The 26,583-nt window shown below is 72.5% G+C and carries 31 protein-coding genes and 1 pseudogene; 26 read left to right on the top strand and 6 right to left on the bottom strand.

Going from position 1 to position 26,583, the window contains the following annotated elements:
- The first annotated feature begins 180 nt into the window (after positions 1–180).
- From FIV44_RS33000 to FIV44_RS01165, 6 genes and pseudogenes are all read left to right on the top strand, one after another.
- Positions 181–1,188: a TraR/DksA family transcriptional regulator gene (locus tag FIV44_RS33000; RefSeq protein WP_181410916.1), complete on the top strand. Its 1,008-nt coding sequence runs from the start codon at positions 181–183 to the stop codon at positions 1,186–1,188.
- A complete protein-coding gene (lspA, locus tag FIV44_RS01185; protein ID WP_141002907.1) occupies positions 1,161–1,784 on the top strand; it encodes a signal peptidase II in 624 nt (207 codons plus the stop codon). The genes FIV44_RS33000 and lspA overlap by 28 nt, the downstream gene beginning before the upstream one ends.
- Positions 1,781–2,719, top strand: coding sequence for an RluA family pseudouridine synthase (locus FIV44_RS01180; protein WP_141002906.1), 939 nt, complete (start codon positions 1,781–1,783; stop codon positions 2,717–2,719). The genes lspA and FIV44_RS01180 overlap by 4 nt, the downstream gene beginning before the upstream one ends.
- Positions 2,706–3,176 (top strand): GNAT family N-acetyltransferase, encoded by a 471-nt coding sequence (locus tag FIV44_RS01175; protein ID WP_181410915.1) that lies wholly within the window; start codon positions 2,706–2,708, stop codon positions 3,174–3,176. Before FIV44_RS01180 ends, FIV44_RS01175 begins: the two co-directional genes overlap by 14 nt.
- A gap of 93 nt (positions 3,177–3,269) precedes the next feature.
- Positions 3,270–6,832, top strand: a pseudogene (dnaE, locus tag FIV44_RS01170) (DNA polymerase III subunit alpha).
- Positions 6,829–7,392 (top strand): hypothetical protein, encoded by a 564-nt coding sequence (locus tag FIV44_RS01165; protein WP_141002904.1) that lies wholly within the window; start codon positions 6,829–6,831, stop codon positions 7,390–7,392. The pseudogene dnaE and the gene FIV44_RS01165 overlap by 4 nt, the downstream one beginning before the upstream one ends.
- Here the strand turns inward: FIV44_RS01165 and ybaK are convergent.
- Positions 7,334–7,822, bottom strand: a complete 489-nt coding sequence (gene ybaK, locus FIV44_RS01160) for a Cys-tRNA(Pro) deacylase (protein WP_141002903.1) — start codon at positions 7,820–7,822, stop codon at positions 7,334–7,336. The two genes, FIV44_RS01165 and ybaK, sit on opposite strands and share 59 nt — an antisense overlap.
- Positions 7,823–7,830: 8 nt before the next feature.
- Positions 7,831–8,496, bottom strand: coding sequence for an LON peptidase substrate-binding domain-containing protein (locus FIV44_RS01155; RefSeq protein ID WP_141002902.1), 666 nt, complete (start codon positions 8,494–8,496; stop codon positions 7,831–7,833).
- Between the two features lie 64 nt (positions 8,497–8,560).
- Here FIV44_RS01155 and hisD point away from each other — a divergent pair, with 64 nt between their 5' ends.
- The 7 genes from hisD to FIV44_RS01120 are packed head-to-tail and all read left to right on the top strand — an operon-like array spanning position 8,561 to position 14,133.
- Entirely contained in the window at positions 8,561–9,877 is a 1,317-nt protein-coding gene (hisD, locus tag FIV44_RS01150; RefSeq protein WP_141007668.1) for a histidinol dehydrogenase, read from the top strand.
- Positions 9,874–10,998 carry a histidinol-phosphate transaminase gene (locus tag FIV44_RS01145; protein WP_141002901.1) on the top strand — a complete coding sequence of 375 codons (1,125 nt, stop codon included), beginning with the start codon at positions 9,874–9,876 and terminating at the stop codon, positions 10,996–10,998. The genes hisD and FIV44_RS01145 overlap by 4 nt, the downstream gene beginning before the upstream one ends.
- Complete coding sequence (gene hisB, locus FIV44_RS01140; protein WP_141002900.1) at positions 10,995–11,603, top strand: imidazoleglycerol-phosphate dehydratase HisB; 609 nt, start codon at positions 10,995–10,997, stop codon at positions 11,601–11,603. The genes FIV44_RS01145 and hisB overlap by 4 nt, the downstream gene beginning before the upstream one ends.
- A complete protein-coding gene (hisH, locus tag FIV44_RS01135; protein WP_141002899.1) occupies positions 11,600–12,262 on the top strand; it encodes an imidazole glycerol phosphate synthase subunit HisH in 663 nt (220 codons plus the stop codon). Before hisB ends, hisH begins: the two co-directional genes overlap by 4 nt.
- Positions 12,255–12,992 carry a bifunctional 1-(5-phosphoribosyl)-5-((5-phosphoribosylamino)methylideneamino)imidazole-4-carboxamide isomerase/phosphoribosylanthranilate isomerase PriA gene (priA, locus tag FIV44_RS01130; protein ID WP_141002898.1) on the top strand — a complete coding sequence of 246 codons (738 nt, stop codon included), beginning with the start codon at positions 12,255–12,257 and terminating at the stop codon, positions 12,990–12,992. Before hisH ends, priA begins: the two co-directional genes overlap by 8 nt.
- Positions 12,989–13,765 carry an imidazole glycerol phosphate synthase subunit HisF gene (gene hisF / locus FIV44_RS01125; RefSeq protein ID WP_141002897.1) on the top strand — a complete coding sequence of 259 codons (777 nt, stop codon included), beginning with the start codon at positions 12,989–12,991 and terminating at the stop codon, positions 13,763–13,765. The genes priA and hisF overlap by 4 nt, the downstream gene beginning before the upstream one ends.
- 17 nt (positions 13,766–13,782) lie before the next feature.
- Positions 13,783–14,133, top strand: a complete 351-nt coding sequence (locus FIV44_RS01120; protein WP_141002896.1) for a hypothetical protein — start codon at positions 13,783–13,785, stop codon at positions 14,131–14,133.
- Between the two features lie 6 nt (positions 14,134–14,139).
- Here FIV44_RS01120 and FIV44_RS30115 read toward each other — a convergent pair whose 3' ends face one another.
- The gene (locus FIV44_RS30115) at positions 14,140–14,313 is read right to left on the bottom strand and encodes a hypothetical protein (protein ID WP_181410914.1); all 174 of its coding nucleotides are present in this window, start codon (positions 14,311–14,313) and stop codon (positions 14,140–14,142) included.
- 430 nt (positions 14,314–14,743) lie between these two features.
- Here FIV44_RS30115 and FIV44_RS01115 point away from each other — a divergent pair, with 430 nt between their 5' ends.
- From FIV44_RS01115 to FIV44_RS01080, 8 genes are all read left to right on the top strand, one after another.
- The gene (locus FIV44_RS01115) at positions 14,744–14,980 is read left to right on the top strand and encodes a type II toxin-antitoxin system CcdA family antitoxin (RefSeq protein ID WP_141002895.1); all 237 of its coding nucleotides are present in this window, start codon (positions 14,744–14,746) and stop codon (positions 14,978–14,980) included.
- Positions 14,952–15,362 carry a type II toxin-antitoxin system VapC family toxin gene (locus FIV44_RS01110; protein WP_141002894.1) on the top strand — a complete coding sequence of 137 codons (411 nt, stop codon included), beginning with the start codon at positions 14,952–14,954 and terminating at the stop codon, positions 15,360–15,362. Before FIV44_RS01115 ends, FIV44_RS01110 begins: the two co-directional genes overlap by 29 nt.
- A 37-nt stretch (positions 15,363–15,399) precedes the next feature.
- Positions 15,400–17,169: an ABC transporter ATP-binding protein gene (locus FIV44_RS01105; RefSeq protein WP_181410913.1), complete on the top strand. Its 1,770-nt coding sequence runs from the start codon at positions 15,400–15,402 to the stop codon at positions 17,167–17,169.
- Positions 17,166–18,998, top strand: a complete 1,833-nt coding sequence (locus tag FIV44_RS01100) for an ABC transporter ATP-binding protein (protein WP_246086747.1) — start codon at positions 17,166–17,168, stop codon at positions 18,996–18,998. The genes FIV44_RS01105 and FIV44_RS01100 overlap by 4 nt, the downstream gene beginning before the upstream one ends.
- Before the next feature lie 186 nt (positions 18,999–19,184).
- Positions 19,185–19,529: a phosphoribosyl-AMP cyclohydrolase gene (hisI, locus tag FIV44_RS01095; RefSeq protein ID WP_141002892.1), complete on the top strand. Its 345-nt coding sequence runs from the start codon at positions 19,185–19,187 to the stop codon at positions 19,527–19,529.
- Positions 19,522–20,124 (top strand): Trp biosynthesis-associated membrane protein, encoded by a 603-nt coding sequence (locus FIV44_RS01090; protein WP_141002891.1) that lies wholly within the window; start codon positions 19,522–19,524, stop codon positions 20,122–20,124. Before hisI ends, FIV44_RS01090 begins: the two co-directional genes overlap by 8 nt.
- A 59-nt stretch (positions 20,125–20,183) precedes the next feature.
- Positions 20,184–20,384: an HGxxPAAW family protein gene (locus FIV44_RS01085; RefSeq protein WP_141002890.1), complete on the top strand. Its 201-nt coding sequence runs from the start codon at positions 20,184–20,186 to the stop codon at positions 20,382–20,384.
- A 19-nt stretch (positions 20,385–20,403) separates the two neighbouring features.
- Positions 20,404–20,841 (top strand): DUF2752 domain-containing protein, encoded by a 438-nt coding sequence (locus FIV44_RS01080; RefSeq protein WP_219996237.1) that lies wholly within the window; start codon positions 20,404–20,406, stop codon positions 20,839–20,841.
- A 28-nt stretch (positions 20,842–20,869) separates the two neighbouring features.
- On the opposite strand, the gene FIV44_RS30110 is transcribed toward FIV44_RS01080, so the two are convergent.
- The 3 genes from FIV44_RS30110 to FIV44_RS01070 form a co-directional block, all read right to left on the bottom strand.
- Entirely contained in the window at positions 20,870–21,112 is a 243-nt protein-coding gene (locus tag FIV44_RS30110; protein WP_181410912.1) for a DUF4190 domain-containing protein, read from the bottom strand.
- Positions 21,109–21,300, bottom strand: coding sequence for a hypothetical protein (locus FIV44_RS30105; protein ID WP_181410911.1), 192 nt, complete (start codon positions 21,298–21,300; stop codon positions 21,109–21,111). The genes FIV44_RS30110 and FIV44_RS30105 overlap by 4 nt, the downstream gene beginning before the upstream one ends.
- 148 nt (positions 21,301–21,448) lie before the next feature.
- Positions 21,449–21,793, bottom strand: coding sequence for a DUF4190 domain-containing protein (locus tag FIV44_RS01070; RefSeq protein ID WP_141002888.1), 345 nt, complete (start codon positions 21,791–21,793; stop codon positions 21,449–21,451).
- 167 nt (positions 21,794–21,960) lie between these two features.
- On the opposite strand from FIV44_RS01070, the gene trpC reads away from it, so the two are divergent.
- Genes trpC through lgt form a run of 5 tightly spaced genes read left to right on the top strand, consistent with a single transcriptional unit; the run spans position 21,961 to position 26,477 of the window.
- Positions 21,961–22,767, top strand: coding sequence for an indole-3-glycerol phosphate synthase TrpC (trpC, locus tag FIV44_RS01065; protein ID WP_141002887.1), 807 nt, complete (start codon positions 21,961–21,963; stop codon positions 22,765–22,767).
- Complete coding sequence (trpB, locus tag FIV44_RS01060) at positions 22,764–23,993, top strand: tryptophan synthase subunit beta (protein ID WP_141002886.1); 1,230 nt, start codon at positions 22,764–22,766, stop codon at positions 23,991–23,993. Before trpC ends, trpB begins: the two co-directional genes overlap by 4 nt.
- The gene (gene trpA, locus FIV44_RS01055) at positions 23,990–24,820 is read left to right on the top strand and encodes a tryptophan synthase subunit alpha (protein WP_141002885.1); all 831 of its coding nucleotides are present in this window, start codon (positions 23,990–23,992) and stop codon (positions 24,818–24,820) included. Before trpB ends, trpA begins: the two co-directional genes overlap by 4 nt.
- Positions 24,813–25,406, top strand: coding sequence for an SCO family protein (locus FIV44_RS01050; RefSeq protein WP_141002884.1), 594 nt, complete (start codon positions 24,813–24,815; stop codon positions 25,404–25,406). The genes trpA and FIV44_RS01050 overlap by 8 nt, the downstream gene beginning before the upstream one ends.
- 18 nt (positions 25,407–25,424) lie before the next feature.
- Complete coding sequence (gene lgt, locus FIV44_RS01045) at positions 25,425–26,477, top strand: prolipoprotein diacylglyceryl transferase (RefSeq protein ID WP_141002883.1); 1,053 nt, start codon at positions 25,425–25,427, stop codon at positions 26,475–26,477.
- The last annotated feature ends 106 nt before the right edge of the window (positions 26,478–26,583 follow it).

Raw genomic sequence — 26,583 nt, 5'->3', positions numbered from 1 at the left:
GGCCCGCCCCGCGGGCCGGCCGGTCGCGTCGTACCCGGGGCAGGAGCGCGCCCGCCGGGTGATCCGCCGGGTGATCCCGTCTCCTGCGCGCCTGCTTGGACCGCCTCGCCGCACCCGCTACCCTCCGCAGCACGCCCACCGCTCGCTGGCGCGTGGGTCGCCGCCCTTGAGGAGTCCTTCATGGCCCGCAGCACGAAGAAGTCGTTGGCCGGTCAGGCTGCCACCGCTGCCCGGAAGATCATCCGCTCGCGGAAGACGACCGCCAGTGCCGAGGCGCCGGCCAAGAAGACCGCTGCGAAGAAGGCGGCTCCGGCCAAGAAGGCGGCTCCGGCCAAGAAGGCGGCCCCGGCCAAGAAGGCGGCCCCGGCCAAGAAGGCGGCCCCGGCGAAGAAGGCGGCCCCGGCCAAGAAGGCGGCCCCGGCCAAGAAGGCCGCCCCGGCCAAGAAGGCGGCCCCCGCCAAGAAGGCGGCCCCCGCCAAGAAGGCCGCCCCCGCCAAGAAGGCCGCCCCCGCCAAGAAGGCCGCTCCCGCCAAGAAGGCCGCTCCCGCCAAGAAGGCCGCTCCCGCCAAGAAGGCCGCCCCGGCCAAGAAGGCCGCCCCCGCCAAGAAGGCGGCCCCCGCCAAGAAGGCGGCCCCCGCCAAGAAGGCCGCCCCGGCGAAGAAGGCCGCCCCGGCGAAGAAGGCCGCCCCGGCGAAGAAGGCCGCCCCGGCGAAGAAGGCCGCCCCGGCGAAGAAGGCGGCCCCCGCCAAGAAGGCCGCTCCCGCGAAGAAGCGCCCCGCCCGCAAGGTGGCCCCCTCGTCCCTCGTGGTCCTCGACCACGAGGACGCCTGGTCGGCCGACGAGCTCGCCGAGGTGCTGGCCGAGCTCCACGAGCAGCGCGAGGCGAGCGCCCGGATCCTCGAGGAGCAGGAGGCCGACCTGAGCGGCCTGCTCCGCGACTCCGGGGACGGCGCCGGCCAGGACCAGGCCGACCTCGGCGCGACCAGCTTCGAGCGCGACCACGAGCTCACCGTCCTCAACCACGAGCGGGAGAAGCTCGCCCAGATCGACCGGGCCCTGGCGCGCATCGACGACGGCACGTACGGCGTGTGCGAGTCCTGCGGGAACCCGATCGGCAAGATGCGGCTGATGGCCTTCCCGCGTGCCACACTGTGCATGACATGCAAGCAGCGCGAGGAACGCCGGTAGACGACCGCGACGACGGGACCGGCCGGACCCGATCGGGCCTCCTCGCCCACCGGGGGAGCTGGCTGCTCTTCGCCGCGGTCGCCGCGGTCATGATCGCGGTCGACCAGGTCGCGAAGGTGCTGGCGGTGCGCCACCTGACCGGCGAGCCGGACGTCGAGGTGGTCGGCGAGCTGCTGCAGCTGCACCTGACCTACAACCCGGGCGCGGCGTTCAGCCTGGGCACCCGGTTCACGGTCGCCATCGCGTGCCTGGCCTGCGTCGCGACCCTCGTGGTGCTGTGGACCAGCCGCCGGGTCGTCAGCAGGGTCTGGGCGGTCGGCCTGGGCCTGCTGCTCGCCGGCATCGACGGCAACCTGATCGATCGCCTGGTCCGCGAGCCCGGACCCTTCCGCGGGCACGTCGTCGACTTCCTGATGCTGCCGAACTGGCCGGTCTTCAACGTGGCCGACATCTGCATCAACGTCGGCGTCGGCCTCATCCTGCTCCAGGTGCTGCGCGGCGTGAACCTCGACGGCACCCGCGCCCAGCACTCCCACGGCGAGACCGACCCCGAGACCGACCCCGGGACCCCGGCCGAGGCCGAGGAGGAGTCGTGAGCACGGTCGACCACCGCACCCTGCCGGTGCCCGAGAGCCTCGACGGCGAGCGGATCGACGTCGCCATGGCCCAGCTGTTCGGCGTCTCCCGGACCCGCGCCGCCGAGCTGATCGCCCAGGACCTGGTCGTCCTCGACGGTACGCCGGTCGGCGGCAAGAGCGACCGGGTCCTCGGCGGCTCCGTGCTCGACGTCTCGATCCCGGTGGTGAGCGACCCGCTCGAGGTGGTCCCCGAGATCGTCGAGGGGATCAAGATCATCCACGACGACGACGCGATCGTCGTGATCGACAAGCCGGTCGGCGTCGCCGTCCACCCCTCGCCCGGCTGGCGCGGCCCGACCGTGGTCGGCCATCTCGCCGGCGCCGGCTTCCGGATCTCCACCTCGGGGGCCAAGGAGCGCGAGGGGATCGTCCAGCGCCTCGACGTCGGCACCTCGGGCGTCATGGTGATCGCCAAGTCCGAGCACGCCTACTCGGTGCTCAAGAACGCCTTCCGCCACCGCACCGTCGACAAGACCTATCACGCACTGGTCCAGGGCCACCCGGACCCGCTCGAGGGCACCATCGACGCCCCGATCGGCCGGCACCCGAGGTTCGACTACAAGTTCGCGGTCATGGACGACGGGCGGCACAGCGTCACCCACTACGAGACCCTCGAGGCCCACCGCTTCGCGAGCCTGCTCGAGATCCACCTCGAGACCGGGCGCACCCACCAGATCCGGGTGCACATGAGCGCGCTCAAGCACCCGTGCGTCGGTGACCTCACCTACGGCGCCGACCCGGTCCTGGCCCGCCGCGTCGGCCTGGAGCGCCAGTGGCTGCATGCGGTCAAGCTCGGCTTCGAGCACCCGGAGACCAACGCGTACGTCGAGTACGAGTCGGCCTACCCCGCCGACCTCGCGCGCGCGCTCGAGGTCATCCGTGACGCCCACTGAGCTGCTCGTCCGCCCCGCGACACCGCACGACGTACCGCAGATCGCGGCGGTGCAGGTCGCGGCCCGGGCGGCCGCGCCGATGCCGCCCGGGATCCGCTCGCCCGACGAGGTCCGCGCGTACCTCGCCGAGCACTTCGGCACGGCCGAGAGCTGGGTCGCCGAGATCGCCGGCCGCATCGTCGGCTACGCCCGGTTCACGCGGACCTGGCTCAACGACCTGTACGTCGACCCGGCCCACCAGGGCGCGGGCGTCGGCGGCGCCCTGCTCGACCTGGTGAAGGCTCGCCACCCCGGCGGCTTCAGCCTGTGGGTCTTCGCGCAGAACACGCCGGCCCGGGCGTTCTACGCCGCCCGCGGTCTGGTCGAGCGGGAGCACACGGACGGCGCGGACAACGAGGAGCGGGCGCCCGACCTCCGGATGGAGTGGCCACCGGGATCTGTCGGAGGGTCGTCCTAGAGTCGCGGTGTTCTTCACGTAGGCTGGTCCTCTTCCCCGAGCGACCGCCCCTCCCGTTGATTGCTGAGCCACTTGAGGAGAGCCGAACCACCGATGGCTGCCGACGCCGGGGACTTCGTCCACCTGCACGTCCACACCGAGTACTCCATGCTCGACGGTGCGTCGCTGCTCGACGGGTTGTTCACCCGCGTCACCGACCTCGGCATGCCCGCGATCGCGATGACCGACCACGGCAACCTGCACGGCGCCTACGACTTCTACTCCAAGGCGCGGAAGCACGGCGTCCGGCCGATCATCGGCATCGAGGCCTACATCACGCCCGGCACCCCCGCGGTGAGCGGCGGCGCGTGCGCTGGGGCAAGGGCGACGCCGCGGAGGAGGGCGGCGACGACGTCGCCGGCGGTGGCGCCTACACCCACATGACCATGTGGGCGGAGTCCACCGAGGGCATGCACAACCTGTTCCGGCTCTCGTCCCGGTCCAGCCTCGAGGGGTACTTCTACAAGCCGCGGATGGACAAGGAGATCCTCGCCGAGCACAGCAAGGGGGTCATCGTCTCTACCGGCTGCCCCAGCGGCGCGATCCAGACCCGGCTGCGCCTGGGCCAGTGGGACGAGGCGGTCCGCGAGGCGGCCGAGCTGCAGGAGATCTACGGCCGGGACAGCGTCTTCCTGGAGCTGATGGACCACGGCATCTCCATCGAGAAGCGGGTGCGCGACGACCTGCTCCGGCTCGGCAAGGAGCTCGGCATCCCGCCGATCGCCACCAACGACTCCCACTACAACAACCCCGACGACGCCGACGCCCACGACGCCCTCATCTGCGTCGCGTCCGGCAAGCGGCTCTCCGACACCAACCGGCTCAAGTTCGACGGCGGCGGCTACTACATCAAGTCCGCGGCCGAGATGCGCGAGCTGTGGGCGGGCAAGTTCGGGATGCCCGAGGCGTGCGACAACACGGTCGAGATCGCCGAGCGCTGCTCGGTCGAGTTCACCGAGTCCACGGGCGGCTACATGGCCCGCGCCGACATCCCGGCCGGCGAGACCGAGGAGTCCTGGTTCCGCAAGGAGGTCTGGCGCGGGATCGAGGCGCGCTACCCGGGCGACAAGCTCACCCAGGAGGTCCGCGACCGGGTCGAGATGGAGCTCGCGATCGTCTCCCAGAAGGGCTACTGCGGCTACTACCTCGTGGTCGCCGACTTCATCCAGTGGTCCAAGCGCAACGGCATCCGGGTCGGGCCCGGCCGTGGCTCGGGTGCGGGCTCGATCGCGGCGTACGCCCTCAGCATCACCGACCTGTGCCCCCTCGAGCACGGCCTGTTCTTCGAGCGCTTCCTCAACCCCGAGCGCCCCTCGATGCCCGACTTCGACATCGACTTCGACGACGCCCGGCGCGGCGAGGTCATCGACTACGTCAGCAAGAAGTACGGCGCCGAGCGGGTCGCCCAGATCGCGACCTTCGGCCGGCTGAAGTCCAAGGCCGCGATCAAGGACGCCGCCCGGGTGCTCGACCACGGCTTCGCGATCGGCGACAAGATCACCAAGGCCATGCCGCCCGACGTCATGGGCAAGGGCGTGCCGCTGAAGGAGATCTTCAACCCCGAGCACAAGCGCTACAACGACGGCGGCGAGTTCCGCGCGCTCTACGAGCAGGACGCCGACGTCCGCACGATCTACCAGACCGCGCTCGGCCTCGAGGGCCAGATCCGCAACTGGGGCGTGCACGCCGCCGGCGTGATCATGTCCAGCGAGCCGCTGATCGACATCGTCCCGATCATGGCCCGCCCGCAGGACGGCGCGGTGATCACCCAGTTCGACTACCCGATGTGCGAGTCGCTGGGCCTGGTCAAGATGGACTTCCTGGGCCTGTCCAACCTGCGCATCCTCGAGGACGCGCTGGTCAACATCAAGGCCAACCGTGAGGAGGACGTGGTCCTCGAGGACCTGCCCTTCGACGACCGGCCGACCTACGAGCTGATGGGCCGCGGCGACACCCTCGGCGTGTTCCAGCTCGATGGTGGCGGCATGCGCGCGCTGCTCCGCTCGATGCTGCCGGACAACTTCGCCGACATCACCGCCGTCTCCGCGCTCTACCGCCCCGGCCCGATGGGCGCCGACTCCCACAACAAGTACGCCCGCCGCAAGAACGGCCGCGAGCCGATCGAGCCGATCCACCCGGCGCTCGCCGAGGCGCTGGAGCCGGTGCTGGGCGAGACCTACGGCCTGATCGTCTACCAGGAGCAGGTGATGGCGATCGCCCAGGTCCTGGCCGGCTTCTCCCTGGGCGCCGCGGACAACATGCGCCGCGCGATGGGCAAGAAGAAGAAGGAGGAGCTGGACAAGCAGTACGCCGGCTTCGAGGCCGGCATGCTGGAGCGCGGCTATCCGATCGACGCGGTCAAGACGCTGTGGGAGATCCTGGTCCCGTTCGCCGACTACGCCTTCAACAAGTCCCACTCGGCGGCGTACGGCGTCATCACCTACTGGACCGCCTACCTCAAGGCCAACTACCCGACCGAGTACATGGCCGCGCTCCTGACGTCCGTGAAGGACGACAAGGACAAGATGGCGATCTACCTCAACGAGTGCCGCCGGATGAAGATCCAGGTCCTCCCGCCCGACGTCAACGAGTCGGCCCACAACTTCACCGCCGTCGGGCGCGACATCCGCTTCGGCCTCACCGCGATCCGCAACGTCGGCGCCAACGTGGTCGACGGGATCGTCGAGGCGCGCACCGAGAAGGAGCGGTTCGGCGACTTCAACGACTTCCTGTCCAAGGTGCCCGCCACGGTCTGCAACAAGCGGGTCATCGACTCGCTGATCAAGGCCGGCGCCTTCGACGACATGAAGCACGTGCGCCGGGCCCTGGTCGCGATCCACGAGACCGCCGTCGACCAGTACGTCGACATCAAGCGCAACGAGGCGATCGGCCAGGACTCGCTGTTCGCGGGCCTGGGCGACGACGACGGAGGCGACGGCGGTTTCGGGGTGAGCGTCGCGATCCCCGACATCGACGAGTGGGACAAGATGACGCTGCTGGGTCACGAGCGGGAGATGCTCGGCCTCTACGTCTCCGACCACCCGCTCCTGGGCCTCGAGCACGTGCTGTCCAACGGCACCGACTGCACCATCGGCAACCTGGTCACCGACGAGAACCGGCCGCACAACTCGACGGTGACCGTGGCCGGCCTGGTCACCTCGATCCAGCGCAAGATCACCAAGAACGGCGATCCGTGGGCGACCGTGACCCTGGAGGACCTCGAGGGCGCGATCGACGTGCTGCTGTTCCCCAGCAGCTACCGGCTCGCCGCGCCGTACCTCACCGAGGACGCGATCGTCCGGGTCCGCGGGCAGCTCGACAAGGATCGCGACACCCCCCAGCTGCGCGGCCAGGAGGTGACCGTCCCCGACCTGGAGCGGGGCAGCGACGGTCCCGTCGTGATCAGCCTGCCGTCGACCCGCTGCACGGGCCCGGTGGTGCAGCAGCTGCGCGAGGTGCTGACCACCCACGCCGGCCTGACCGAGGTGCGCCTCCAGCTGCTCAGCCGCGACTCCACCAAGGTCATGCGCCTGGGAGACAATCTCCGGGTGACTCCCTCGTCCGCGCTGTTCGCCGACCTCAAGCAGCTCCTCGGCCCCGGGTGCCTCGCCGGATGACGCGGGCGCTCACCCTCCCGGTCGTGCTCGGGGCGCTGCTCGGCGCCGCCGGCGGCTGGCTGTGGTGGACCTGGTGGAGTCCAGCGCCGGACGGCAAGATCTTCGACACCCCCGCCGGTCCGACCTGGTATCCCTCCCCGTTCGACCAGGGCATCACCAGCGACTTCGGAGGCACGGCGACCTACGTCGTGGTCGCCTTCGGGCTCGCCGCGCTGCTCGGCCTCGTCGGCGGCTGGGTGGCCCGTCACCACGCGGTTCCCGGGGTGCTGGCCGTGCTCGTCGGCACCGGCCTGGCCGCGGCGGCGATGACCTGGGTGGGGGAGTCGTTCAGCGCGCCCGATCCCGCCACGCTGGTCGCCTCACACCAGGTCGGCGACGTCCTCCCGGGCCATCTCCACGTGGCCGGCTGGACGCCGTACCTCGCCTGGCCGGTGGGCGCGATGCTCGCCTACCTCGTGCTGATGGTGTCCTTCCCGGTCCCGTCCTCCGGGGACGGGCGGGTCAGCGACGCAGGTGCGCGACCCGGGCAGCCGTCAGCCGCACCAGCTCCGCCGGGCTGAGCTCGATCTCCATCCCGCGCCGGCCCGCCGACACGAACACGGTGTCGTGGGTGAGCGCGGAGTCGTCGACCACGGTCGGGTGCGTCCGGCGCTGCCCGAGCGGCGAGATCCCGCCGACGACGTACCCGGTGGCGCGCTCGGCCGCCTTCGGGTCGGCCATCGCCGCCCGCCGCCCGCCGACCGCGCGGGCCAGCGCCTTGAGGTCGAGCTGGCCGGCGACGGGGACGACGCCGACCACCAGCGCGCCGTCGACGTCGGCGAACAGGGTCTTGAACACCCGGTCCGGGTCGATGCCCATCGCCTCGGCGGCCTCCTCGCCGTACGACGCCGCGCGGGCGTCGTGCGCGTACTCGTGCACCGTGAACGCCACCCCGGCGGCGGTCAGCGCGGTGGTGGCCGGCGTCCCGCCGGACTGCTTCCTCTTCGCCATCGCAGCACTCAGTTCGGGGACCACTTGGTGCGCGCCACCTCGGTCGCCGGCAGCGACGTGATCACGTTCATGGCCCGCAGCTCGGCGCGCAGCAGCTCGGTCACCAGCACCAGCCGCTCGGCGGCGTCGCTCGCCTCGAGCAGCTGCTGCCGCTCGCCCATCGGCAGCGGCGTGCACGCGGCGAGCGTCCACGACAGGTACGTCGGGTCGCTCGGCAGGTCGCCCTGCAGCGGGTCGCCGGCGATCGAGCGGAGCACGTGGCGGTAGGCGGTGAACGTGGCCCGGGCCTGCTCCACGATCTCCGCCGGCACCTCGGCCTCCTGGCCCGGCAGCAGCGTGACCTCCCCGACCGGGTAGTCCCCGGAGGTGAGCAGCCGGTCCAGCTGGATCCGGTCGCGCCCCACCGCCACGATGTCGAAGGTGCCGTCGGGGCGGGCCTCGACGTCGGTCAGCTGCAGCCGCACCCCGACCCGGTACAGCGACTGGTTGCCGTGGTCGCCCACCTCGTAGCCCTCCCGGATCGCGACCGAGCCGAACAGCCGCCGGGACGGGTCGTCGGTCCGGAGCAGGTGGTGCACGAGCGCTCGGTAGCGGTCCTCGAAGACGTGCAGCGGCACGCTGACCCCCGGGTAGAGCACCGCGTTGAGCGGGAACATCGGGAGCTGGTCCGTCACGTGTCCAACGTAGCGGGGACGGCGGCACCGCCGCGCGCGACGACCGTAGAATCGGGGCATGTCCCTGATCCGTCGCATCGACCTGCGCGAGGCCGGTCCCGAGACCGACTACCGCGCGGCAGTGCCCCGTGCCGACTTCGACATCGAAGCCGCGGTGCCGGCGGTGCATGCGATCTGCGAGGAGGTCCGCACCCGCGGGCTGGACGCGATCGTGGAGCTGGGGGAGCGCTTCGACGGCGTGCGCGTCGACGACATCCGGGTCTCGGCGGCGGCGATGCAGGAGGCGCTGGACCGCCTCGACCCCGACATCCGGGCGGGCCTGGAGGAGTCGATCCGCCGGCTCCGCGCGACCTGCGCCAACGAGCTCGAGACCGACGCCGTCACCGAGCTCGGCCCCGGCGCCCGGGTCACCCACCGCAAGGTGCCGGTCGGCCGGGTCGGCCTCTACGTCCCCGGCGGGCTGGCGCCGCTGGTGTCCAGCGTGCTGATGAACGTCGTCCCCGCGCAGACCGCGGGCGTGGAGTCCATCGCGCTGGCGAGCCCGCCGCAGAAGGAGTTCGGCGGCTCCGTGCACCCGACGATCCTGGCGGCGTGCGCGCTGCTGGGCGTCGAGGAGGTGTACGCCGTCGGCGGCGCCCAGGCGATCGCCATGTTCGCCTACGGCCTCGATGACGCAGATCCCGTTCGGCGCGTCGCCCGTGTCGACCTGGTGACCGGACCCGGCAACATCTGGGTGGTCACCGCCAAGCGGATCCTCAAGGGTCAGATCGGCATCGACTCCGAGGCCGGGCCCACCGAGATCGCGATCCTCGCCGACGACACCGGCAACGCGGCGTACGTCGCCGCCGATCTGATCAGCCAGGCCGAGCACGACCCGCTGGCCGCCTCCGTCCTCGTCACCACCTCCGAGCGGCTCGCCGCCGACGTCGAGGCGGAGCTCGACCAGCAGGTCGCCGCCACCAAGCACAGCGAGCGGATCACCACCTCGCTCGGCGGCCGGCAGTCCGGCATCGTCCTGGTCCGCGACCTCGAGCAGGGCCTCGCGGTGGTCGACGCCTATGCCGCCGAGCACCTCGAGATCCACACCGAGGACGCCCCCGCGTGGGCGGCCCGGGTGCGCAACGCCGGAGCGATCTTCGTCGGCCCGCACGCCCCGGTCAGCCTCGGCGACTACTGCGCCGGGTCCAACCACGTGCTGCCCACGGCCGGGTGCGCCTGCCACTCCTCGGGGCTCTCGGTCCGCGCGTTCACCAAGTCGGTCCACGTCGTCGACTACTCCGCCGCCGCGCTCGCCGAGGTCGCCGGCCACGTCGTCACCCTCGCCGAGGCCGAGGATCTGCCCGGCCACGGCGCCGCCATCACGGTGCGGTCGACGCGATGAGCGCGCCGGCCGGTGGCGGCTGGCCGCCGCTGCGCGAGGAGCTGCGCGGGATCGAGCCGTACGGCGCGCCGCAGCTCGACGTGCCGGTCCAGCTCAACGTCAACGAGAACCCCTACGGCCCGTCCGACGCCTGCATCGCCGACATCGCGGCGGCCGCGGCCGCCGCGGCGACCACGCTCAACCGGTATCCCGACCGGGAGTTCGTGGCGCTGCGGGAGGCGCTGGCGGCGTACCTGTCGCGGGACACGCCCGCGGGCATCGCCCCCGAGCAGGTGTGGGCGGCCAACGGGTCCAACGAGGTGATGCTGCAGCTGCTGCAGGCCTTCGGCGGGCCGGGCCGCACCGCGGTGAGCTTCGCGCCGACGTACTCCATGTATCCCGAGTACGCCCGCGACACCAGCACCCGCTGGGTCGCGGGCCGCCGCGCCGAGGACTTCGCGCTCGACCTCGACGCCGCGCGCGACCTGGTCAAGACCGAGCAGCCGAGCGTCATCCTGCTGCCCAGCCCCAACAACCCGACCGGCACCGCGCTGCCGCCCGAGGCGGTGGGCGTGCTGTGCGAGGCGGCGGGCGACGACGGCATCGTCGTGGTCGACGAGGCGTACGGCGAGTTCCGCCGCACCGGCGTGCCGAGCGCGCTGGAGCTGCTGCCGTCGTACCGCAACCTCGTCGTGACCCGCACCATGAGCAAGGCCTTCGCGGGCGCGGGCCTGCGGCTGGGCTATCTGGCCGCCGCGCCGGAGATCTGCGACGCGATCCGCGTGGTGCGCCTGCCCTACCACCTCTCCGCGGTCACCCAGGCCGTCGCGCTGGCCGCGCTCGACCACGCGCCCGAGCTGCTCGGCCGGGTCGACGACCTGCGCCGCGAGCGGGACGCCCTGGTGGGCTGGCTGCGGGCGGAGGAGTACGACGTCGCCGACTCCGACGCCAATTTCGTGTTGTTCGGGCGATTCGCCGACCGTCATGCTGTCTGGCAGGGTCTCCTCGACCGGGGAGTCCTGATCCGGGAGACCGGGCCCGAGGGCTGGCTGCGGGTCTCGGTCGGCACCCCGGACGAGATGGCGGCCTTCCGGGCCGCCCTGCGAGAAGTCAGCACCGAAGCGAACGGAGAGCGCGCATGAGCCGGACCGCCCGCGTAGAGCGGCAGACGAGCGAGTCGAAGGTCCTCGTCGAGGTGAACCTCGACGGCACCGGCAAGCACGACATCTCCACCGGTGTCGGCTTCTACGACCACATGCTCACCGCGCTCGCGCGGCACGCGCTGCTCGACCTCACGGTCCAGACCGAGGGCGACGTCCACATCGACGCGCACCACACCACCGAGGACACCGCGATCGCGCTCGGCCAGGCGCTGCGCGAGGCGCTGGGGGACAAGAAGGGGATCCGCCGCTTCGGCGACGCGACCGTGCCGCTCGACGAGGCGCTCGTGCACGCCGTCGTCGACGTCTCCGGGCGTCCGTACTGCGTGCACACCGGTGAGCCGGAGGGTCAGCAGTACGTCCAGCTCGGCGGCTCCGGCGTCTCGTACCTCGGCTCGCTGACCCAGCACGTCTTCGAGACGATCGCCTTCCACGGCCACTTCGCGCTGCACGTTCGGGTGCTGGCCGGCCGCGAGCCGCACCACATCGTCGAGACGCAGTTCAAGGCGTTCGCCCGCGCGTTGCGCGACGCGATCGCGCTCGACCCGCGCGAGACCGGCATCCCCTCCACCAAGGGAGCCTTGTGAGCGCACCCTCCGTCGTCGTCCTCGACTACGGGTCCGGCAACCTGCGCTCCGCCGTACGTGCGGTCGAGCGCGCCGGCGCCTCGGTCACCCTCACCGGCGACCTGGACGCGGCGATGGAGGCCGACGGCCTGCTGGTGCCGGGCGTCGGTGCCTACGAGGCGTGCATGCGCGGCCTGCGCGCGATCCGCGGCGAGCGGATCATCGCCCGCCGGCTGTCCGGCGGCCGCCCGGTGCTCGGGATCTGCGTGGGCATGCAGATCCTCTTCGAGCGCGGTATCGAGCACGGCGTCGAGACCGAGGGCTGCGACGAGTGGCCCGGTGTCGTCGAGCGGCTGCAGGCGCCGATCGTCCCGCACATGGGCTGGAACACCGTGTCGGTGCCGCCGCAGACCCGCCTGTTCGCGGGCATCGAGGACGAGCGCTTCTACTTCGTGCACTCGTACGGCGTTCGGGACTGGACGCTGGTCACCAACGACCGCACCCCCGAGAGCCACCGGCCGCTCGTCACCTGGGCGGAGACCGGGCCCGCCGAGGAGGGCGGCGACCGCTTCGTCGCCGCGGTCGAGAACGGACCACTCTGCGCCACGCAGTTCCACCCGGAGAAGTCGGGGGACGCGGGCGCCCAACTGTTGAGGAACTGGGTGAAGAGTCTTGTCTGACTACCTGGAGCTGCTGCCCGCCGTCGACATCAAGGGCGGCCAGGCCGTCCAGCTCGTCCAGGGCATCGACGGGTCGGAGAAGAGGTTCGGCGACCCGGTCGAGGCCGCGCTGCGCTGGCAGGAGGCCGGAGCGGAGTGGATCCACCTCGTCGACCTCGACGCCGCGTTCGGCCACGGCGACAACCGCGAGCTCCAGGCCGAGATCGTCGGCCGCCTCGACATCCAGGTCGAGATGAGCGGCGGCATCCGCGACGACGAGTCGCTCGACGCCGCCATGGCCACGGGCTGTCGCCGGGTCAACATCGGCACCGCCGCGCTGGAGCAGCCCGCGTGGTGCGCGAAGGCGATCGCGACGTACGGCGACCGGGTGGCCGTGGGCCTCGACGTACGCGGCCGCACCCTGGCCGCCCGCGGCTGGACCAAGGAGGGCGGCGACCTCTACGAGACCCTCGCCCGCCTCGACGCCGAGGGCTGCGCCCGCTACGTCGTCACCGACGTCAACAAGGACGGCATGCTCCAGGGCCCCAACCTGCAGCTGCTCGAGGACGTCTGCGCGGCCACCTCCCGCCCGGTCGTCGCCTCCGGCGGCGTCACCACGCTCGACGACATCCGCGCGCTGATGGCGCTGGTGCCGATCGGGGTCGAGGGCGCGATCGCCGGAACCGCCCTCTACACCGGGCAGTTCACGCTCGAGGACGCGCTGGCCCTGACCCGGGGCGGGCTCGTATGACGCTCGCGGTCCGGGTCATCCCGTGCCTCGACGTCGACGCCGGCCGGGTGGTCAAGGGCGTCAACTTCCAAGAGCTCCGCGACGCCGGCGACCCGGTCGAGCTGGCCCGGCTGTACGACGCCGAGGGGGCCGACGAGCTCACCTTCCTCGACATCTCCGCCTCCCACGAGGGGCGGGCGACGACGATGGACATCGTCTCCGCGACCGCCGAGCAGGTCTTCATCCCGCTCACCGTCGGCGGCGGCGTCTCCTCCGTCGAGGACGTCGACCGGCTGCTGCGGGCCGGTGCCGACAAGGTCGCCGTCAACACCGCCGCGATCAAGCGCCCCGAGCTGATCGCGGAGATCGCCCAGCGCTTCGGCAACCAGGTGCTCGTGCTGTCCGTGGACGCTCGTCGCGTGCCCGCGGGCTCCGACGTACGCACCGACTCCGGCTTCGAGGTCACCACCCACGGCGGCCGCCAGTCCGCCGGCATCGACGCCGTCGCGTGGGCCGTCCGCGCCGCCGAGCTCGGCGCCGGGGAGATCCTGCTCAACGCCATGGACGCCGACGGCACCACCGACGGCTTCGACCTCGAGCTGATCCGGCAGGTGCGCGCGGAGGTCTCCATCCCCGTGATCGCCTCCGGCGGCGCCGGAGCCGTCGAGCACTTCCCACCGGCGGTCGAGGCCGGCGCGGACGCCGTACTCGCGGCGACGGTGTTCCACTTCGGCACGCTGCGCATCGCCGACGTGAAGTCCTCCCTCGCCGCGGCAGGTGTGCCCGTCCGCTGAGCGGGGAGGGTCCGGCCATGAGCTACGACGTGTACCAGCCGGACGCCGCACGCGAGCCCGGCGCCCCGCCCGCCGACGACGAGCTCGGCAGCCACGGCCCCTGGCGGGTGGCCGTCGAGTACTCCAACCAGGGCCAGGCCAAGCCGCCCACGATCGTCCAGATCGGCAGCACCACCTACGACGACCGGCTCACCGCCCTCCGCGCCGCCCACCAGACGGCGTGGGAGTACGACCCGCCCGATCCGTGGTCCCCCCAGGGCCGCCAGGTCTTCCGCGACGGCCGCAACGGGTTCCTGGTGATCATCGAGGGCGCCACCACGACCTTCCACATGACCGTGCGGCTCGTCGCCCCGGTCGCGGCGCCGTAGCTCTCGCTAGCCGACCCCGCCGGCACCTCGGTCGGCCAGGTCGCCCACGCGATCGGACGGCAGGTCGCGGGCCGGGGGCGTGCGGAGGTCGGGCTCGTCCGCGCCGGCGTCGGCGCAGCCGGTCAACAGCACGGCGATGGTGAGGCAGAGGACCCCGAGACGGGTACCGAGAACGTCCATGTCAGCAGCATCGCTGTTTCCGGACGGTCGTGCTGCCAGTTGTCCACAGGCACCGGGTGGTCCCCTGGTGGACCAGGGGTTGTGTCGGGGGCGAGGTGTGTCATGGACCCATGAGCGAGATGGTGGCGTTTCCGGACCTGGGTGCGGGGTTGCTGGCCGATGTGGCCGGGGCCCGGGCTCGGGTCTCGTCTGCGGCCGACCGCTCGCTGGGCGTGATCACCTCCGACCAGTTGGAGGATGCGGTGCGTCGGACTGCGGCGCTGCGTTCCCAGGTCGATGCTCTCGAGCTCGCCCTGGCGGCCGAGGCCGAGCGCCGCGCCGTCGCGGATGACAGGGGTGACACCGGCACCGAGGAGTGGCTGGGCCGGGCCGCTCCGGCGGGCAACGGCCGAGCGGGCTCCGCGCGGTCGAAAGTGTGTAGCATGTGTGTATGGCGCGCCTCAACGTCTACGTGCCCGACGACCTCGCTGCGCGGGCTCGACAGGCGGAACTCAACGTGTCGAGGCTGACCCAGGACGCGATCGAAGCCGAGCTCCGCAGAGCCGAGCTGAACGCCTGGCTGAAGGAGGTTCGCGCGGATCCGCCGCTGAAGGGCGTCTCCGACGAGGCGATGCGCCGAGTGATGGAGGAGGTCAAGGATGAGCTCGGGCCGTGGCCTGGTGATTGACGCCTCGGCCGCGGCCGACCTGCTCCGCCCGGGTGCTGCGGGGGAGGCCGTCGCGCGGGCCGTCGAGGACGGCGAGCTCCACGCGCCCGACCTGATCGACGTCGAGGTACCGTCGGCCATTGCTCGTTGGGAGCGCGCGGGCGAGACCACGGCGCCGCACGCAGCCCGGTCGTTGGGGAGATATGCGAGGCTCCCGATCGAGCGTCACCCGGGGCGCTCGCTCATCGGCGCCGTGTGGGATCTTCGGCGAGGTGTGCGCATCGCCGATGCCTACTACATCGCGCTGGCGCAGGCCCTCGACGTCGCACTGATCACCACGGATCTCCGGCTCGGCCGGGCCTGTCGTGAGCAGTCGCTGTGCGACGTCATGGCGATCGGCTGAGGGAATAGGCCCGCGCACTGTCCGGTTGCGGGGTGAAGTGAGCACGCGAACAGGTACGACGTCCGCCGGGTTCGGCGTGCTCTGGGTGGCCATCAAGCGGGAGCCGTGGATCTTCACGGTCTCCACCGTCGGCAGCCTGCTGTTCGGCGCGCTGACCGTGGCCGACGCCTGGGTGCTCGGCTGGTCGACGGACCACGTCGTGCTCCCCGCCTTCAGGGACGGCGAGATCGGCGCCGGCCTGCTGTGGGCGGTGCTCGGGCTCTTCGTGGGGGTCGCGATCCTGCGCGCGGTCGGCATCGTGGCGCGCCGGCTGGGTGCGGGCGTCATGCAGTACCGCATGCAGGCGCACAGCCGTCGTGCGGTCACCCGCCAGTACCTCCGGCTGCCGATGGCGTGGCACCAGCGGCACCCGACGGGGGAGCTGCTGTCGAACGCCAACGCCGACGTCGAGGCGGCCTGGGGCCCGATCGCACCGCTGCCGATGGCGGTCGGGACGGTCGCGATGATGGTGATCGCGGTGGTGCAGATGCTGGTCACCGACCTCGTCCTCGCCGTGGTGGGCCTGCTGGTCTTCCCGCTCGTCATCGGCGTCAACGTCGTCTACCAGCGGCTCGCGCAGGGTTGGGCCACCCGCGCGCAGGAGCTGCGGGCCGAGCTCTCCGAGATCGCCCACGAGTCCTTCGACGGGGCGCTCGTCGTCAAGACGCTGGGCCGGGAGCCGGAGGAGACCGAGCGGTTCCGGGCCAAGGCCGCGGAGCTGCGCGAGGCCAATATCCGGGTCGGGCGGATCCGGGCGGCCTTCGACCCGACGCTCGCGGCGCTGCCCAACCTGGCGGTGCTGGTGGTGCTGGTCATCGGCGTGCACCGCGTCGTCTCCGGCGCGACGGTCGCCGGCGACGTCGTGACCGTGTCCTACCTGCTGACGGTCGTCGCCTTCCCGATCCGCTCGATCGGCTGGCTGCTGGGGGACTTCCCGCGCAGTGTCGTCGGGTACCGCCGGGTGGCGGCGGTGCAGGCCGCCACCGGCGCCATGGAGTACGGCGACCGGCCGGCCCCCGCGCAGCCCGGCGGCGCCCGGCTCGAGGTCGACCACGCGGCGTTCGGCTACGTCCCCGAGCGCCCGCTGCTGCGTGACCTGAGCTTCGACGTCGCCCCGGGCCGCACCGTCGCGCTCGTCGGTGCGACCGCGTCGGGCAAGAGCACACTCACCGGCCTGCTCGCCCGGCTCGTCGACGTCGACGCGGGCGCGATCCGGATCGACGGCACCGACCTGCGCGAGCTGCGCCGCGGAGGGCTCGCGGAGGTGCTGGCCGTCGTACCGCAGACCGCCTTCCTCTTCGACGACACCGTCCGCGGCAATGTCACCCTCGGCGCCGAGGTCGCCGACGCCGAGGTCTGGGCCGCGCTGCGCACCGCCCAGGCCGACGGCTTCGTCGCCGCCCTGCCCGAGGGCCTCGACACCCGGCTCGGCGAGCGCGGCACGTCCCTGTCCGGCGGCCAGCGGCAGCGGCTGGCCCTCGCCCGCGCCCTGGTACGACGCCCGCGGCTCCTCGTCCTCGACGACGCCACGTCCGCGGTCGATCCCGAGGTCGAGGCCCGGATCCTCGCGGGCCTCGAGGGCGCGGAGACCACCCTCGTCGTGGTCGCCTACCGCAAGGCCACCATCGGCCTGGCCGACGAGGTGCTCTACCTCGTCGACGGCCGGATCGCCGACCGCGGCCCCCACGAGGAGCTGGTGGCCCGCAACGCCGACTACGCGCGGCTCGTCAACGCCTACGAGGCCGAGCCGGTGGAGGCGACCCCGTGAGCACGACCCTGCGCACCTCCGAGCAGACCCGCCTGAGCACCGGCGAGGACATCGGCGCCTGGGAGACCATCCGGCGCGGCATCCGCCACTCGCCGGAGCTGGTCGAGGGCGTCGGCCGGACGCTGGTCCTGGCCGTGCTGGCGTCGGTCGGACAGGTCGTCGTGCCGATCGCGGTCCAGCAGACCGTCGACAAGGGGCTGCACGGCCCGGACGGCCCGGACACCTCCTACACGACGTGGCTCGCGCTGGCGGCGGCCGCGGCGATCGTGGTGACCAGCTGGGCGTCGTACGCCATGACGGCGCGGCTGTTCACCTCCGCCGAGCGCGGCCTCGCGACGCTGCGGGTCAAGGCGTTCCGCCACGTCCACGACCTCCCGCTGCTCACCCAGAGCACCGAGCGCCGCGGCGCGCTGGTCTCCCGGGTCACCAGCGACGTCGACCAGGTCAGCCAGTTCCTGGTCTTCGGCGGCCTGATCTTCGTCGTCAGCGTCGGCCAGATGCTGATCGCGACCGTGGTCATGGTCGTCTACAGCTGGCAGCTCGCGATCGTGGTCTGGGTCTGCTTCGCCCCGCTCTTCCTCAGCCTGCGCTACTTCCAGCGCAAGCTGGCCGCCGCCTACGGCACGGTACGACGCCAGGTCGGCGTGCTGCTGTCGGCGGTCTCGGAGCCCGTGGTCGGCGCGGCGGTCGTGAAGTCGTACGCGATCGAGGCGCGCACCCAGGAGCGGATCGACGCGGCCATCGACACCCACAAGGCGGCGAGCACCCGCGCGCAGGGCTTCACCGCGTTCTCGTTCAGCCTCGGCGGCATCTCGGCGGGCTTCGCCAACGCCGGCGTGCTCATCGTCGGCATCTGGCTCGGCCAGGGCTTCGCGTGGGGGGAGGGGATCACCGCCGGGGAGGTGCTCGCGTTCGCCTTCCTGGTGACCCTGTTCGTCGGGCCGGTGCAGATGGGCACCCAGATCCTCACCGACGCCCAGAACGCCATCGCCGGCTGGCGGCGGGTGATCGGCATCCTCGACACCCCGGCCGACCTCGTCGACCCCGGCCCCGACGGGCGGAGCCTGCCGAAGGGCGCGATCGACGTCCGCTTCGACGGCGTGACCTTCGCCTACCCCGGCGGGCCGCCGGTGCTCACCGACATCGACCTCGCGGTGCCCGCCGGCCAGCGGGTCGCGGTCGTCGGCGAGACCGGCTCGGGCAAGTCCACACTTGCGAGGCTTCTGACCCACCTGTTCGAGCCGTCCGCGGGGAGGGTGCTGCTCGACGGCATCGACCTGCGCGAGATCTCCGAGAGCGCGCTGCGCCGCAGCGTGGTCCTCGTGCCGCAGGAGGGCTTCCTCTTCGACGACACCCTCGCCGCCAACGTCCGCTACGGCCGGCTCGGGGCCACCGAGGCCGAGATCCGGGAGGCCGCGGAGACGATCGGTCTCGGCGACTGGCTGGCCGGACTGCCCGACGGCATCGACACCCGCGTCGGCCAGCGCGGCGAGTCGCTCTCGGCGGGGGAGCGGCAGCTGGTCGCCCTGCTCCGCGCCCAGCTCGCCGACCCCGACCTGCTCGTCCTCGACGAGGCCACCAGCGCGGTCGACCCCGAGCTCGAGACCCGGATCGCGCGCGCCCTCGAGCGGCTGATGAGCGGTCGCACCTCGGTCACCATCGCGCACCGGCTCTCCACCGCGGAGGCGGCCGACGTCGTGGTCGTCGTCGACCGCGGCCGGATCGTCCAGCACGGCCCGCACGCCGAGCTGGTGCGGCAGCCCGGCACGCCGTACGCACGGCTGCACGCCTCCTGGGTGGCCCAGCGGGGTTCTGTCGCCGGGTCCTGATCTGCTCCTGGCACTCCCCCATCTCGGGGTGAGCGATCACAATGGAGGAGGTCGATGTGTCAGTGCGGCGGACGGCCGGCGTGAGTGGGAGATCCTGCTGACCATCGACGACGACAGCCCGACGGGCGAGGTCCAGGTCGGCGACCGCGGCACGGACCCCCTCGACCTGGCCGCGATAATGCCTTCGTGACCTCCTCCCTCGACCCCGCCATCGCCGACCGCCTCAAGCGCACCCCCGACGGACTGGTGCCCGCGATCGTGCAGCAGCACGACACCGGCGAGGTGCTGATGCTCGCGTGGATGGACGACGAGGCGCTGCACCGCACCCTCACGACCGGCCGGGCGACGTACTGGAGCCGGTCGCGGCAGGAGTACTGGGTCAAGGGGGAGACCTCCGGCAACCCCCAGCTGGTCGAGGAGGTCCGCCTCGACTGCGACGGCGACACCCTCCTCGTCAAGGTCGACCAGGTCGGGGTGGCCTGCCACACCGGTGCCCGCACCTGCTTCGACGACGGGGTGCTCGGTGCCTGATCCCCGACCCGCCGACGACGGCGCCCGCCGTACCTTCGGGCCGGTCGTCCTGGTCGGCCTCGCCAGCAGCGGCTTCGCCGCGGTCGCGGGGCACAAGGAGATGCTCTCGATCCCGGAGGCCACGCTCACCGCGGCGGGCGGGATCGCGCCCACTGCGCAGGAGCGGTCGGTGGAGTTCCCGCTCGCGGGCGCGCTGGCCCTGGTCGCCCTGGCCGCGTGGGGCGTCCTGCTCGTCACGCGCGGCGTCGTGCGCCGCGCCGCCGCCGTCCTGGCGCTCGCCGCGTCGGCCGGGATCATCGCCGTCGTCGTGGTCGGCGGCTTCGTCCAGGACGGCGACGCCGCGGCCGATCTCGCCACCCGGCTCGGCCTGGACCTCGCGGCGGTCGACGTCGAGCGCAGCGCCTGGCTGTGGGTGGCGCTGGGCTGCTCGCTCGTCGCCCTCGTCGCCGCCGGGCTGGCGGTGCGGCTGGTCCCCGCCTGGCCCGAGATGGGCAGCCGGTACGACGCCCCGAGTGCCGCCCCCGCCCCGCGCGGAACCGACCACCTGGACCTGTGGAAGTCCCTGGACGAGGGCCGCGACCCGACCGACGACTGACCTCCGTGGTCCCCTAGAATCACTCCCGATCCACCCGAACCAGCGAGGAGTCCCCACTCATGGCCGACAACCACGGCAACACCCCCGCGGCCTGGACCGCCGTCCTGGTCTCGCTCGTCGGCTTCGTCGTGGGCGCCGTCGGGATGTCCGTCAGCCCGCTGAACTGGGCGCTGTTCTGGGTCGGGACCGCCGTGGTCGTCGCCGGCGGCGTGGTGTTCCTCGTCATGGCCAAGATGGGCCTCCACGAGTCCGGGCACTGACCGTGACCCCGGCGGACGCATGACCCTGGCGGCCGGAGCGGTCCGCACCAGCGCCCCCGGGCGCTGGCGCCGGATGGTGCCGCCGGCCCTGGTCGCGGGCGGCGTGATCGTCGCGTCCGTGGCCCTGCACCTCCGCGACCCTCACGAGCAGGGCAGCTGGGGACTGTGCCCGTCGGCGGCGCTGGGGATCTCCTGTCCCGGCTGCGGCGGCCTGCGCGCCGTCAACGACCTGACCGACCTGCGCCTCGCCGACGCCGCCTCGAGCAACCTGCTGTTCGTGCTGTCCATCCCGTTCGTGCTCTGGATGTTCCAGCGCTGGGCGGTCGGCCGGTGGACCGGGCGTCCGTGGAATCCCGACAGCCGCACCGTCGCCCGGGTCTCCGCCGCCCTCATCGCGGTGATGGTGGTCTTCGTCGTGCTCCGCAATCTCCCCGTGGGGGCCTGGCTGGCGCCCTGACCGGCACCGACCGCTCCGGCGCGCTCGCTCAGCGGTAGTAGAACCCGTCGGAGAGGCCCAGGGCGAGCGCCAGGACCAGGCTGCCCAGGCCCAGCACGATCCCGATGGAGCCGGTGATGATGCCGGCCAGGGCCAGCCCCTCGCCGGTCTTGGCGCCGTTGGACTGCTGGATCTCCTTGCGGGCCAGCGCGCCGCAGATGACCCCGGCCAGGCCGACCAGGCCGAGCAGCCCGCAGCAGCAGACGCCGACGATGCCGAGGATGCCCGTCACCAGCGCCGCCGTGGCCAGGCCGGACTGCTGCGGCGGCTGGTAGCCGTAGCCAGGGGCGGCGGGCCGTAGCCGCCGTACCCGCCGTGGTCGGCCTGGCCGGCGTACTCGCCGTATCCGCCGGTGCCGCCGTAGGGGTCGTAGCCGCCCGGCGGCGGCGATCCGTACGGCGGCGGCTCGTCGTTGCTCATCGTGTCCTAGCCTCGATCCACGGATCGAGGCTTAGCCTGGATCCGGTCTGTCCTCGGAGCGGGTCGTCCCGAACGCGCCGGCGGGGCCGGGGCTCGCGCCCGACCCCGCCGGAGGAGTTCGTCGGCCGGTGTCCGGCCGGGAGGCCGATCAGCTGCTGCTGAGGCTGATCGAGCCCGCGATCGCGAACAGGATGATGTAGGCCACGATGCCCACGATCATCAGGATCGTGGCGATCATGCCGCAGATCCGGCCGGCGTTGACCGTGCCCCGGTTGGTGTAGGCGCTCGGGTTGGCGTCGATCTCCTTGATCGCCTTGTTGCCCATCACCCACGCGGCGATGCCGAGGGGACCACAGCAGACGAGGCCGAGGATGCCGAGGATCAGGATGGTCGTGCCCTGCGGGTGGTCGCCCCCGCCGTAGCCCCCGGCGCCGTAGCCGCCGGCCGGAGGGGGCGGCGGGGTGCCGTAGTTGGGCGGCTCGTTGTAGCTCACGATGAGTCCCTTCTGCAGGTCTACAGGTGTCGTGGGTCCCGGCCGAGTTCCGGGCGGTGTGTGGAACCCTAACGGCCGCGTGCCACACTCGACACCATTCGTCGGGTTTCGGTGCCGTCGTACCCTGCCCCGCCCTGCCCACCTGCGAAACGTCACGGAGGCGTCAGATGTCGGCCCCCCAGGCCTCTCAGCCCACGGTGCTCGACGGGATCGTCGCCGGAGCACTCGAGGACCTCGCGGTCCGCCGGGCCGCCGTCAGCGAGGCGGACCTGCGGGCCGCGCTCGCCGACGTCGACCCGCCGCGCGACCCGATGCCCCACTTCCGCGGGCCCGGCTCGAGCGTGATCGCCGAGGTGAAGCGCAGGAGCCCCAGCAAGGGCGAGCTCGCCGACATCCCCGACCCCGCCGCCCTCGCCCGGGAGTACGCCGCCGGCGGAGCCGCCGCGATCAGCGTGCTCACCGAGCGGCGCCGGTTCGGCGGCAGCCTCGACGACCTCCGCGCGGTGCGTGCCGCGGTCGACGTCCCGCTGCTCCGCAAGGACTTCATCGTCACCGAGTACCAGCTGCTCGAGGCGCGTGCCGCCGGCGCCGACCTGGCGCTGCTCATCGTCGCGTCGCTGCCCGGCGAGCTGCTGCCGCGGCTCCACGACTACGCCCGCGAGCTCGGCCTCACCGTGCTCGTGGAGGTGCACGACGAGGAGGAGACGGCTCGCGCGGTCGACCTCGGCGCCGAGCTGGTCGGCGTCAACGCCCGCAACCTCAAGACCCTCGCGGTCGACGACGGCACCTTCGGGCGGCTCGCCCCGCTGATCCCCGACGACCGGGTCAAGGTCGCCGAGTCCGGGATCTTCGGGCCGCAGGACGTGCGGCGCTTCGTCGCCGAGGGCGCCCGGGCGGTGCTGGTCGGCGAGGCGCTGGTCAAGGACGGTGCGCCGCGCCGGGCGGTGGAGGCGATGACGGGGATCCGACAGTGAGCACCTACGACGCCGACGCGCTCGGCTGGTTCGGGGGAGCGGGCGCGTTCGGCGGCCGCTTCATGCCGGAGGCGCTGATCGCGGCGCTCGACGAGCTCGACGTGGCCTGGCGCGAGGCGATGGCCGACCCCGCGTTCACCGGCGAGTTCGACCGGCTGCTGCACGAGTACGCCGGCGTCCCGAGCCTGCTGTACGACGCCACCCGGCTCTCCGAGCACGCCGGCGCCCGGATCCTGCTCAAGCGCGAGGACCTCAACCACACCGGCGCCCACAAGATCCGCAACGTGCTCGGCCAGGCGCTGCTCACCCAGCGGATGGGCAAGACCCGGGTGATCGCCGAGACCGGCGCCGGCCAGCACGGCGTCGCCTCGGCCACCGCCGCGGCGTACCTCGGCCTGGACTGCACCGTCTACATGGGCGAGGTCGACACCGAGCGGCAGGCGCTCAACGTGGCCCGGATGCAGCTGCTCGGCGCCGAGGTGATCCCGGTCAAGAGCGGCTCGCGCACCCTCAAGGACGCCATCAACGAGGCGCTGCGCGACTGGGTCGCCAGCGTCGACGAGACCGCCTACCTGTTCGGCACCGCCGCCGGGCCGCATCCCTTCCCCAGCCTGGTGCTCAGCTTCGTGCGCGGGATCGGCGACGAGGCCCGTCAGCAGTGCCTCGACCAGTTCGGCGCGCTGCCCGACGCGGTCGCCGCCTGCGTCGGCGGCGGGTCCAACGCGATCGGCCTGTTCGCGGGCTTCGTCGACGACCCCGAGGTCGCGATCTACGGCTTCGAGGCCGGCGGCGACGGCGTCGAGACCGGACGGCATGCCGCGACCATCTTCGCCGGCTCCATCGGCGTGCTCCACGGCGCGCGCACGTACGTCCTGCAGGACGAGGACGGCCAGACCATCGAGTCCCACTCGATCTCCGCGGGCCTGGACTACCCGGGCGTCGGGCCGCAGCACTCCGCGCTGTCGGCGGCCGGCCGGGCGTCGTACCTGCCCGTGACGGACGCCGAGGCGATGGACGCCATGGCGCTGCTCGCCCGCACCGAGGGGATCATCCCGGCGGTCGAGTCCGCGCACGCCGTCGCCGGCGCGCTGCGGGTCGCGAAGGAGCGGCCGGGCCAGACGCTGCTGGTCAACCTGTCGGGCCGCGGCGACAAGGACATGGGCACGGCCCTGGAGTGGTTCGGGCTCGGCCGGGCCGGGGCGCAGGAGCAGGGGGAGCAGGGGTGACCGCCAGCAGCACCGCGTTCGAGAAGGCGCGGGCCGACGGCCGTGCGGCGCTCGTCGGCTACCTGCCCGCCGGGTTCCCCGACGTCGACGGCAGCATCGCCGCCCTGAAGGCCATGGTCGAGGCGGGCTGTGACGTCATCGAGATCGGCCTGCCCTACAGCGACCCGGTCATGGACGGCCCGATCATCCAGGCCGCCGCCCAGCAGGCGCTCGACGCGGGCGTCCGCACCACGGACGTGCTCCGGGTCGTCGAGGCGGTCGCGGCGACCGGGACGCCCACGCTGGTGATGACCTACTGGAACCCGATCGAGAGCTACGGACGCGTCAGCGGCCGGAGCCATGGGCGCAGTGGCGTCGAGCGGTTCGCCCAGGACCTCGCGAACGCCGGGGGAGCGGGCCTGATCACCCCCGACCTCACGCCCGACTTCGCGCCGGAGTGGACCGCCGCGGCCGACGAGCGCGACCTCGACAAGGTCTTCCTCGTCGCGCCCTCCTCGACCGACGAGCGGATCGCGATGACCACCGCCGCCTGTCGCGGCTTCGTCTACGCCACCGGCATCATGGGCGTCACCGGCACCAGGCAGGCGACGGCCGCGGGCGTCGCCCCGCTGATCGCCCGGACCAAGGCGACCACCGACCTCCCGGTCGGCGTGGGCGTCGGGGTCAGCACCGGGGCGCAGGCCGCCGACCTGGCGTCGTACGCCGACGGGGTGATCGTCGGCTCGGCGTTCGTCCGCACCCTGCTCGACCACGCGGGCGACCGGACCGCCGGACTGGCGGCGCTGGCCGCCCTCACCGAGGACCTGGCCGGAGGCGTTCGTGCCTAGGGCCCTCGCGGTGCTGGTGGTGCTGCTCGGCCTCGTCGTCTCGGCCTGCGACGACCCGGAGGAGTTCACGGGCAGCCGGCTGAAGAACCCCTACCAGGCCGCCGACATCGCGCTCACCGACACCAGCGGCGCGGCGTACTCCCTCGGCGCCGACACCACCAAGGCGCTCACCGTGGTGTTCTTCGGCTACACCAACTGTCCGGACTACTGCCCGATGGTCATGAACAACCTGGCGGCGGCGATGAACCGCCTCGACGCCGCGGACCGCGCGAAGGTCGACGTGGTCTTCGTGACCACCGACCCCAGCCGCGACGACGAGAAGACGCTGCGGACCTACCTCGACGGCTACGACAAGGGCTTCATCGGCCTCACCGGCGACCTGGACACGATCATCGAGGTCGGCGAGCCGCTGCACGTCTACGTGAACGACGGCGTCGAGCTGCCCTCCGGCGGCTACGACCTCGGCGGTCACTCCACCTTCACGCTCGCCATCGACAGCAGCCACCAGGCGGTCGCACTGTGGAACCAGGAGACCTCCAGCACGGAGTTCGCCTCCGACATCCACACCCTGCTGACCGAGGACTGACCGAACCCAGGAGTCGCCGTGCTTCCCGAGCTCATCGCCGCCAGCATCCCGAGCCCGTCCGAGGGCGTCTGGCACATCGGGCCCTTCCCGCTGCGCGGCTACGCCCTGTGCATCATCCTCGGCATCGTCGTCGCGATCTGGATCGGCGAGCGACGCTGGGCGGCCCGCGGTGGCCGGGTCGGCGAGATCCAGGACGTCGCGATCTGGGCCGTCCCGTTCGGCCTCGTCGGCGCCCGGCTCTACCACGTCGCCACCGACTGGGAGAAGTACTTCGGCGCCGACGGCAGCCCCGTCGACGCCCTCTACGTCTGGCACGGCGGCCTCGGCATCTGGGGCGGCGTCGGTCTCGGCGCCGTCGGCGCGTGGATCGGGGCCCGCCGCAAGGGCATCCGACTGGCGCCGCTGCTCGACGCCCTCGCACCCGGCGTCCTGGTCGGCCAGGCGATCGGGCGGTGGGGCAACTGGTTCAACCAGGAGCTGTACGGCCGCCCGACCGACCTGCCCTGGGGCCTGAAGATCGACAGCGACCACTTCAGCAGCGCCTACCTGGCCAGCAAGGACTACCAGGACGCGCTCGCCGCCAACGGCGGCCTGGTCCCGGAGTTCGCGACCTTCCACCCGACATACCTCTACGAGTGCCTGTGGAACCTCGCCGCCTTCGCGCTCCTCATCTGGCTGGACCGCCGCCTCCGCCTCGGTCACGGCCGGGTGATGGCGCTCTACGTCATGGCCTACACGCTGGGCCGCGGCTGGATCGAGTACATCCGGATCGACGACGTCCAGCTCAACGACGTCCTCGGCCTGCGGTTCAACGTGTGGACCTCGGTCGTCCTGTTCGTGCTCGCCGCCGCCTACTACGTGTGGGCCAGCAGGAACCGGCCGGGCCGCGAGGAGAGCGTGTACGTCGACGGGCGGAACGACCCCGCGGACGACTCCACCGACGACCGGGCGGACGAGCCCGCCGACGAGCCGTCCGGGGACGCCTCGGCCGAGCCGGCCGGCGACCCTGTGGACGAGCCTGCCGAGACCGAGGATGTGACCGAGGATGCGTCCACGGCGAGCGACGATTGAACACACGCCGTTGACACTGTAGTAATCTGAGGGCTCCGCCGCGTGGGCCAATGCTGTCCCCTGCGCCCCACCTTCTGTCGTTCCCTCCTGGCCCCCGGGTCGTCGG

It is taken from the genome of Nocardioides humi, from assembly GCF_006494775.1.
GTDB classification, from domain to species: domain Bacteria; phylum Actinomycetota; class Actinomycetes; order Propionibacteriales; family Nocardioidaceae; genus Nocardioides; species Nocardioides humi.
The sequence above is the reverse complement of the archived record's forward strand: the minus strand, read 5'-3'. Positions and strand labels throughout refer to the sequence as shown.

Excerpts from the sequence above, each read along its gene's own strand:
- FIV44_RS33000 (WP_181410916.1), top strand. The coding sequence starts at position 181 with ATGGCCCGCAGCACGAAGAAGTCGTTGGCCGGTCAGGCTGCCACCGCT.
- lspA (WP_141002907.1), top strand. The coding sequence starts at position 1,161 with ATGCAAGCAGCGCGAGGAACGCCGGTAGACGACCGCGACGACGGGACC.
- FIV44_RS01165 (WP_141002904.1), top strand. The coding sequence starts at position 6,829 with ATGACGCGGGCGCTCACCCTCCCGGTCGTGCTCGGGGCGCTGCTCGGC.
- ybaK (WP_141002903.1), bottom strand. The coding sequence starts at position 7,822 with ATGGCGAAGAGGAAGCAGTCCGGCGGGACGCCGGCCACCACCGCGCTG.
- FIV44_RS01145 (WP_141002901.1), top strand. The coding sequence starts at position 9,874 with ATGAGCGCGCCGGCCGGTGGCGGCTGGCCGCCGCTGCGCGAGGAGCTG.
- hisB (WP_141002900.1), top strand. The coding sequence starts at position 10,995 with ATGAGCCGGACCGCCCGCGTAGAGCGGCAGACGAGCGAGTCGAAGGTC.
- hisF (WP_141002897.1), top strand. The coding sequence starts at position 12,989 with ATGACGCTCGCGGTCCGGGTCATCCCGTGCCTCGACGTCGACGCCGGC.
- FIV44_RS01120 (WP_141002896.1), top strand. The coding sequence starts at position 13,783 with ATGAGCTACGACGTGTACCAGCCGGACGCCGCACGCGAGCCCGGCGCC.
- FIV44_RS30115 (WP_181410914.1), bottom strand. The coding sequence starts at position 14,313 with ATGGACGTTCTCGGTACCCGTCTCGGGGTCCTCTGCCTCACCATCGCC.
- FIV44_RS01115 (WP_141002895.1), top strand. The coding sequence starts at position 14,744 with ATGGCGCGCCTCAACGTCTACGTGCCCGACGACCTCGCTGCGCGGGCT.
- FIV44_RS01110 (WP_141002894.1), top strand. The coding sequence starts at position 14,952 with ATGAGCTCGGGCCGTGGCCTGGTGATTGACGCCTCGGCCGCGGCCGAC.
- FIV44_RS01085 (WP_141002890.1), top strand. The coding sequence starts at position 20,184 with ATGGCCGACAACCACGGCAACACCCCCGCGGCCTGGACCGCCGTCCTG.
- FIV44_RS01080 (WP_219996237.1), top strand. The coding sequence starts at position 20,404 with ATGACCCTGGCGGCCGGAGCGGTCCGCACCAGCGCCCCCGGGCGCTGG.
- FIV44_RS30105 (WP_181410911.1), bottom strand. The coding sequence starts at position 21,300 with ATGAGCAACGACGAGCCGCCGCCGTACGGATCGCCGCCGCCGGGCGGC.
- trpC (WP_141002887.1), top strand. The coding sequence starts at position 21,961 with ATGTCGGCCCCCCAGGCCTCTCAGCCCACGGTGCTCGACGGGATCGTC.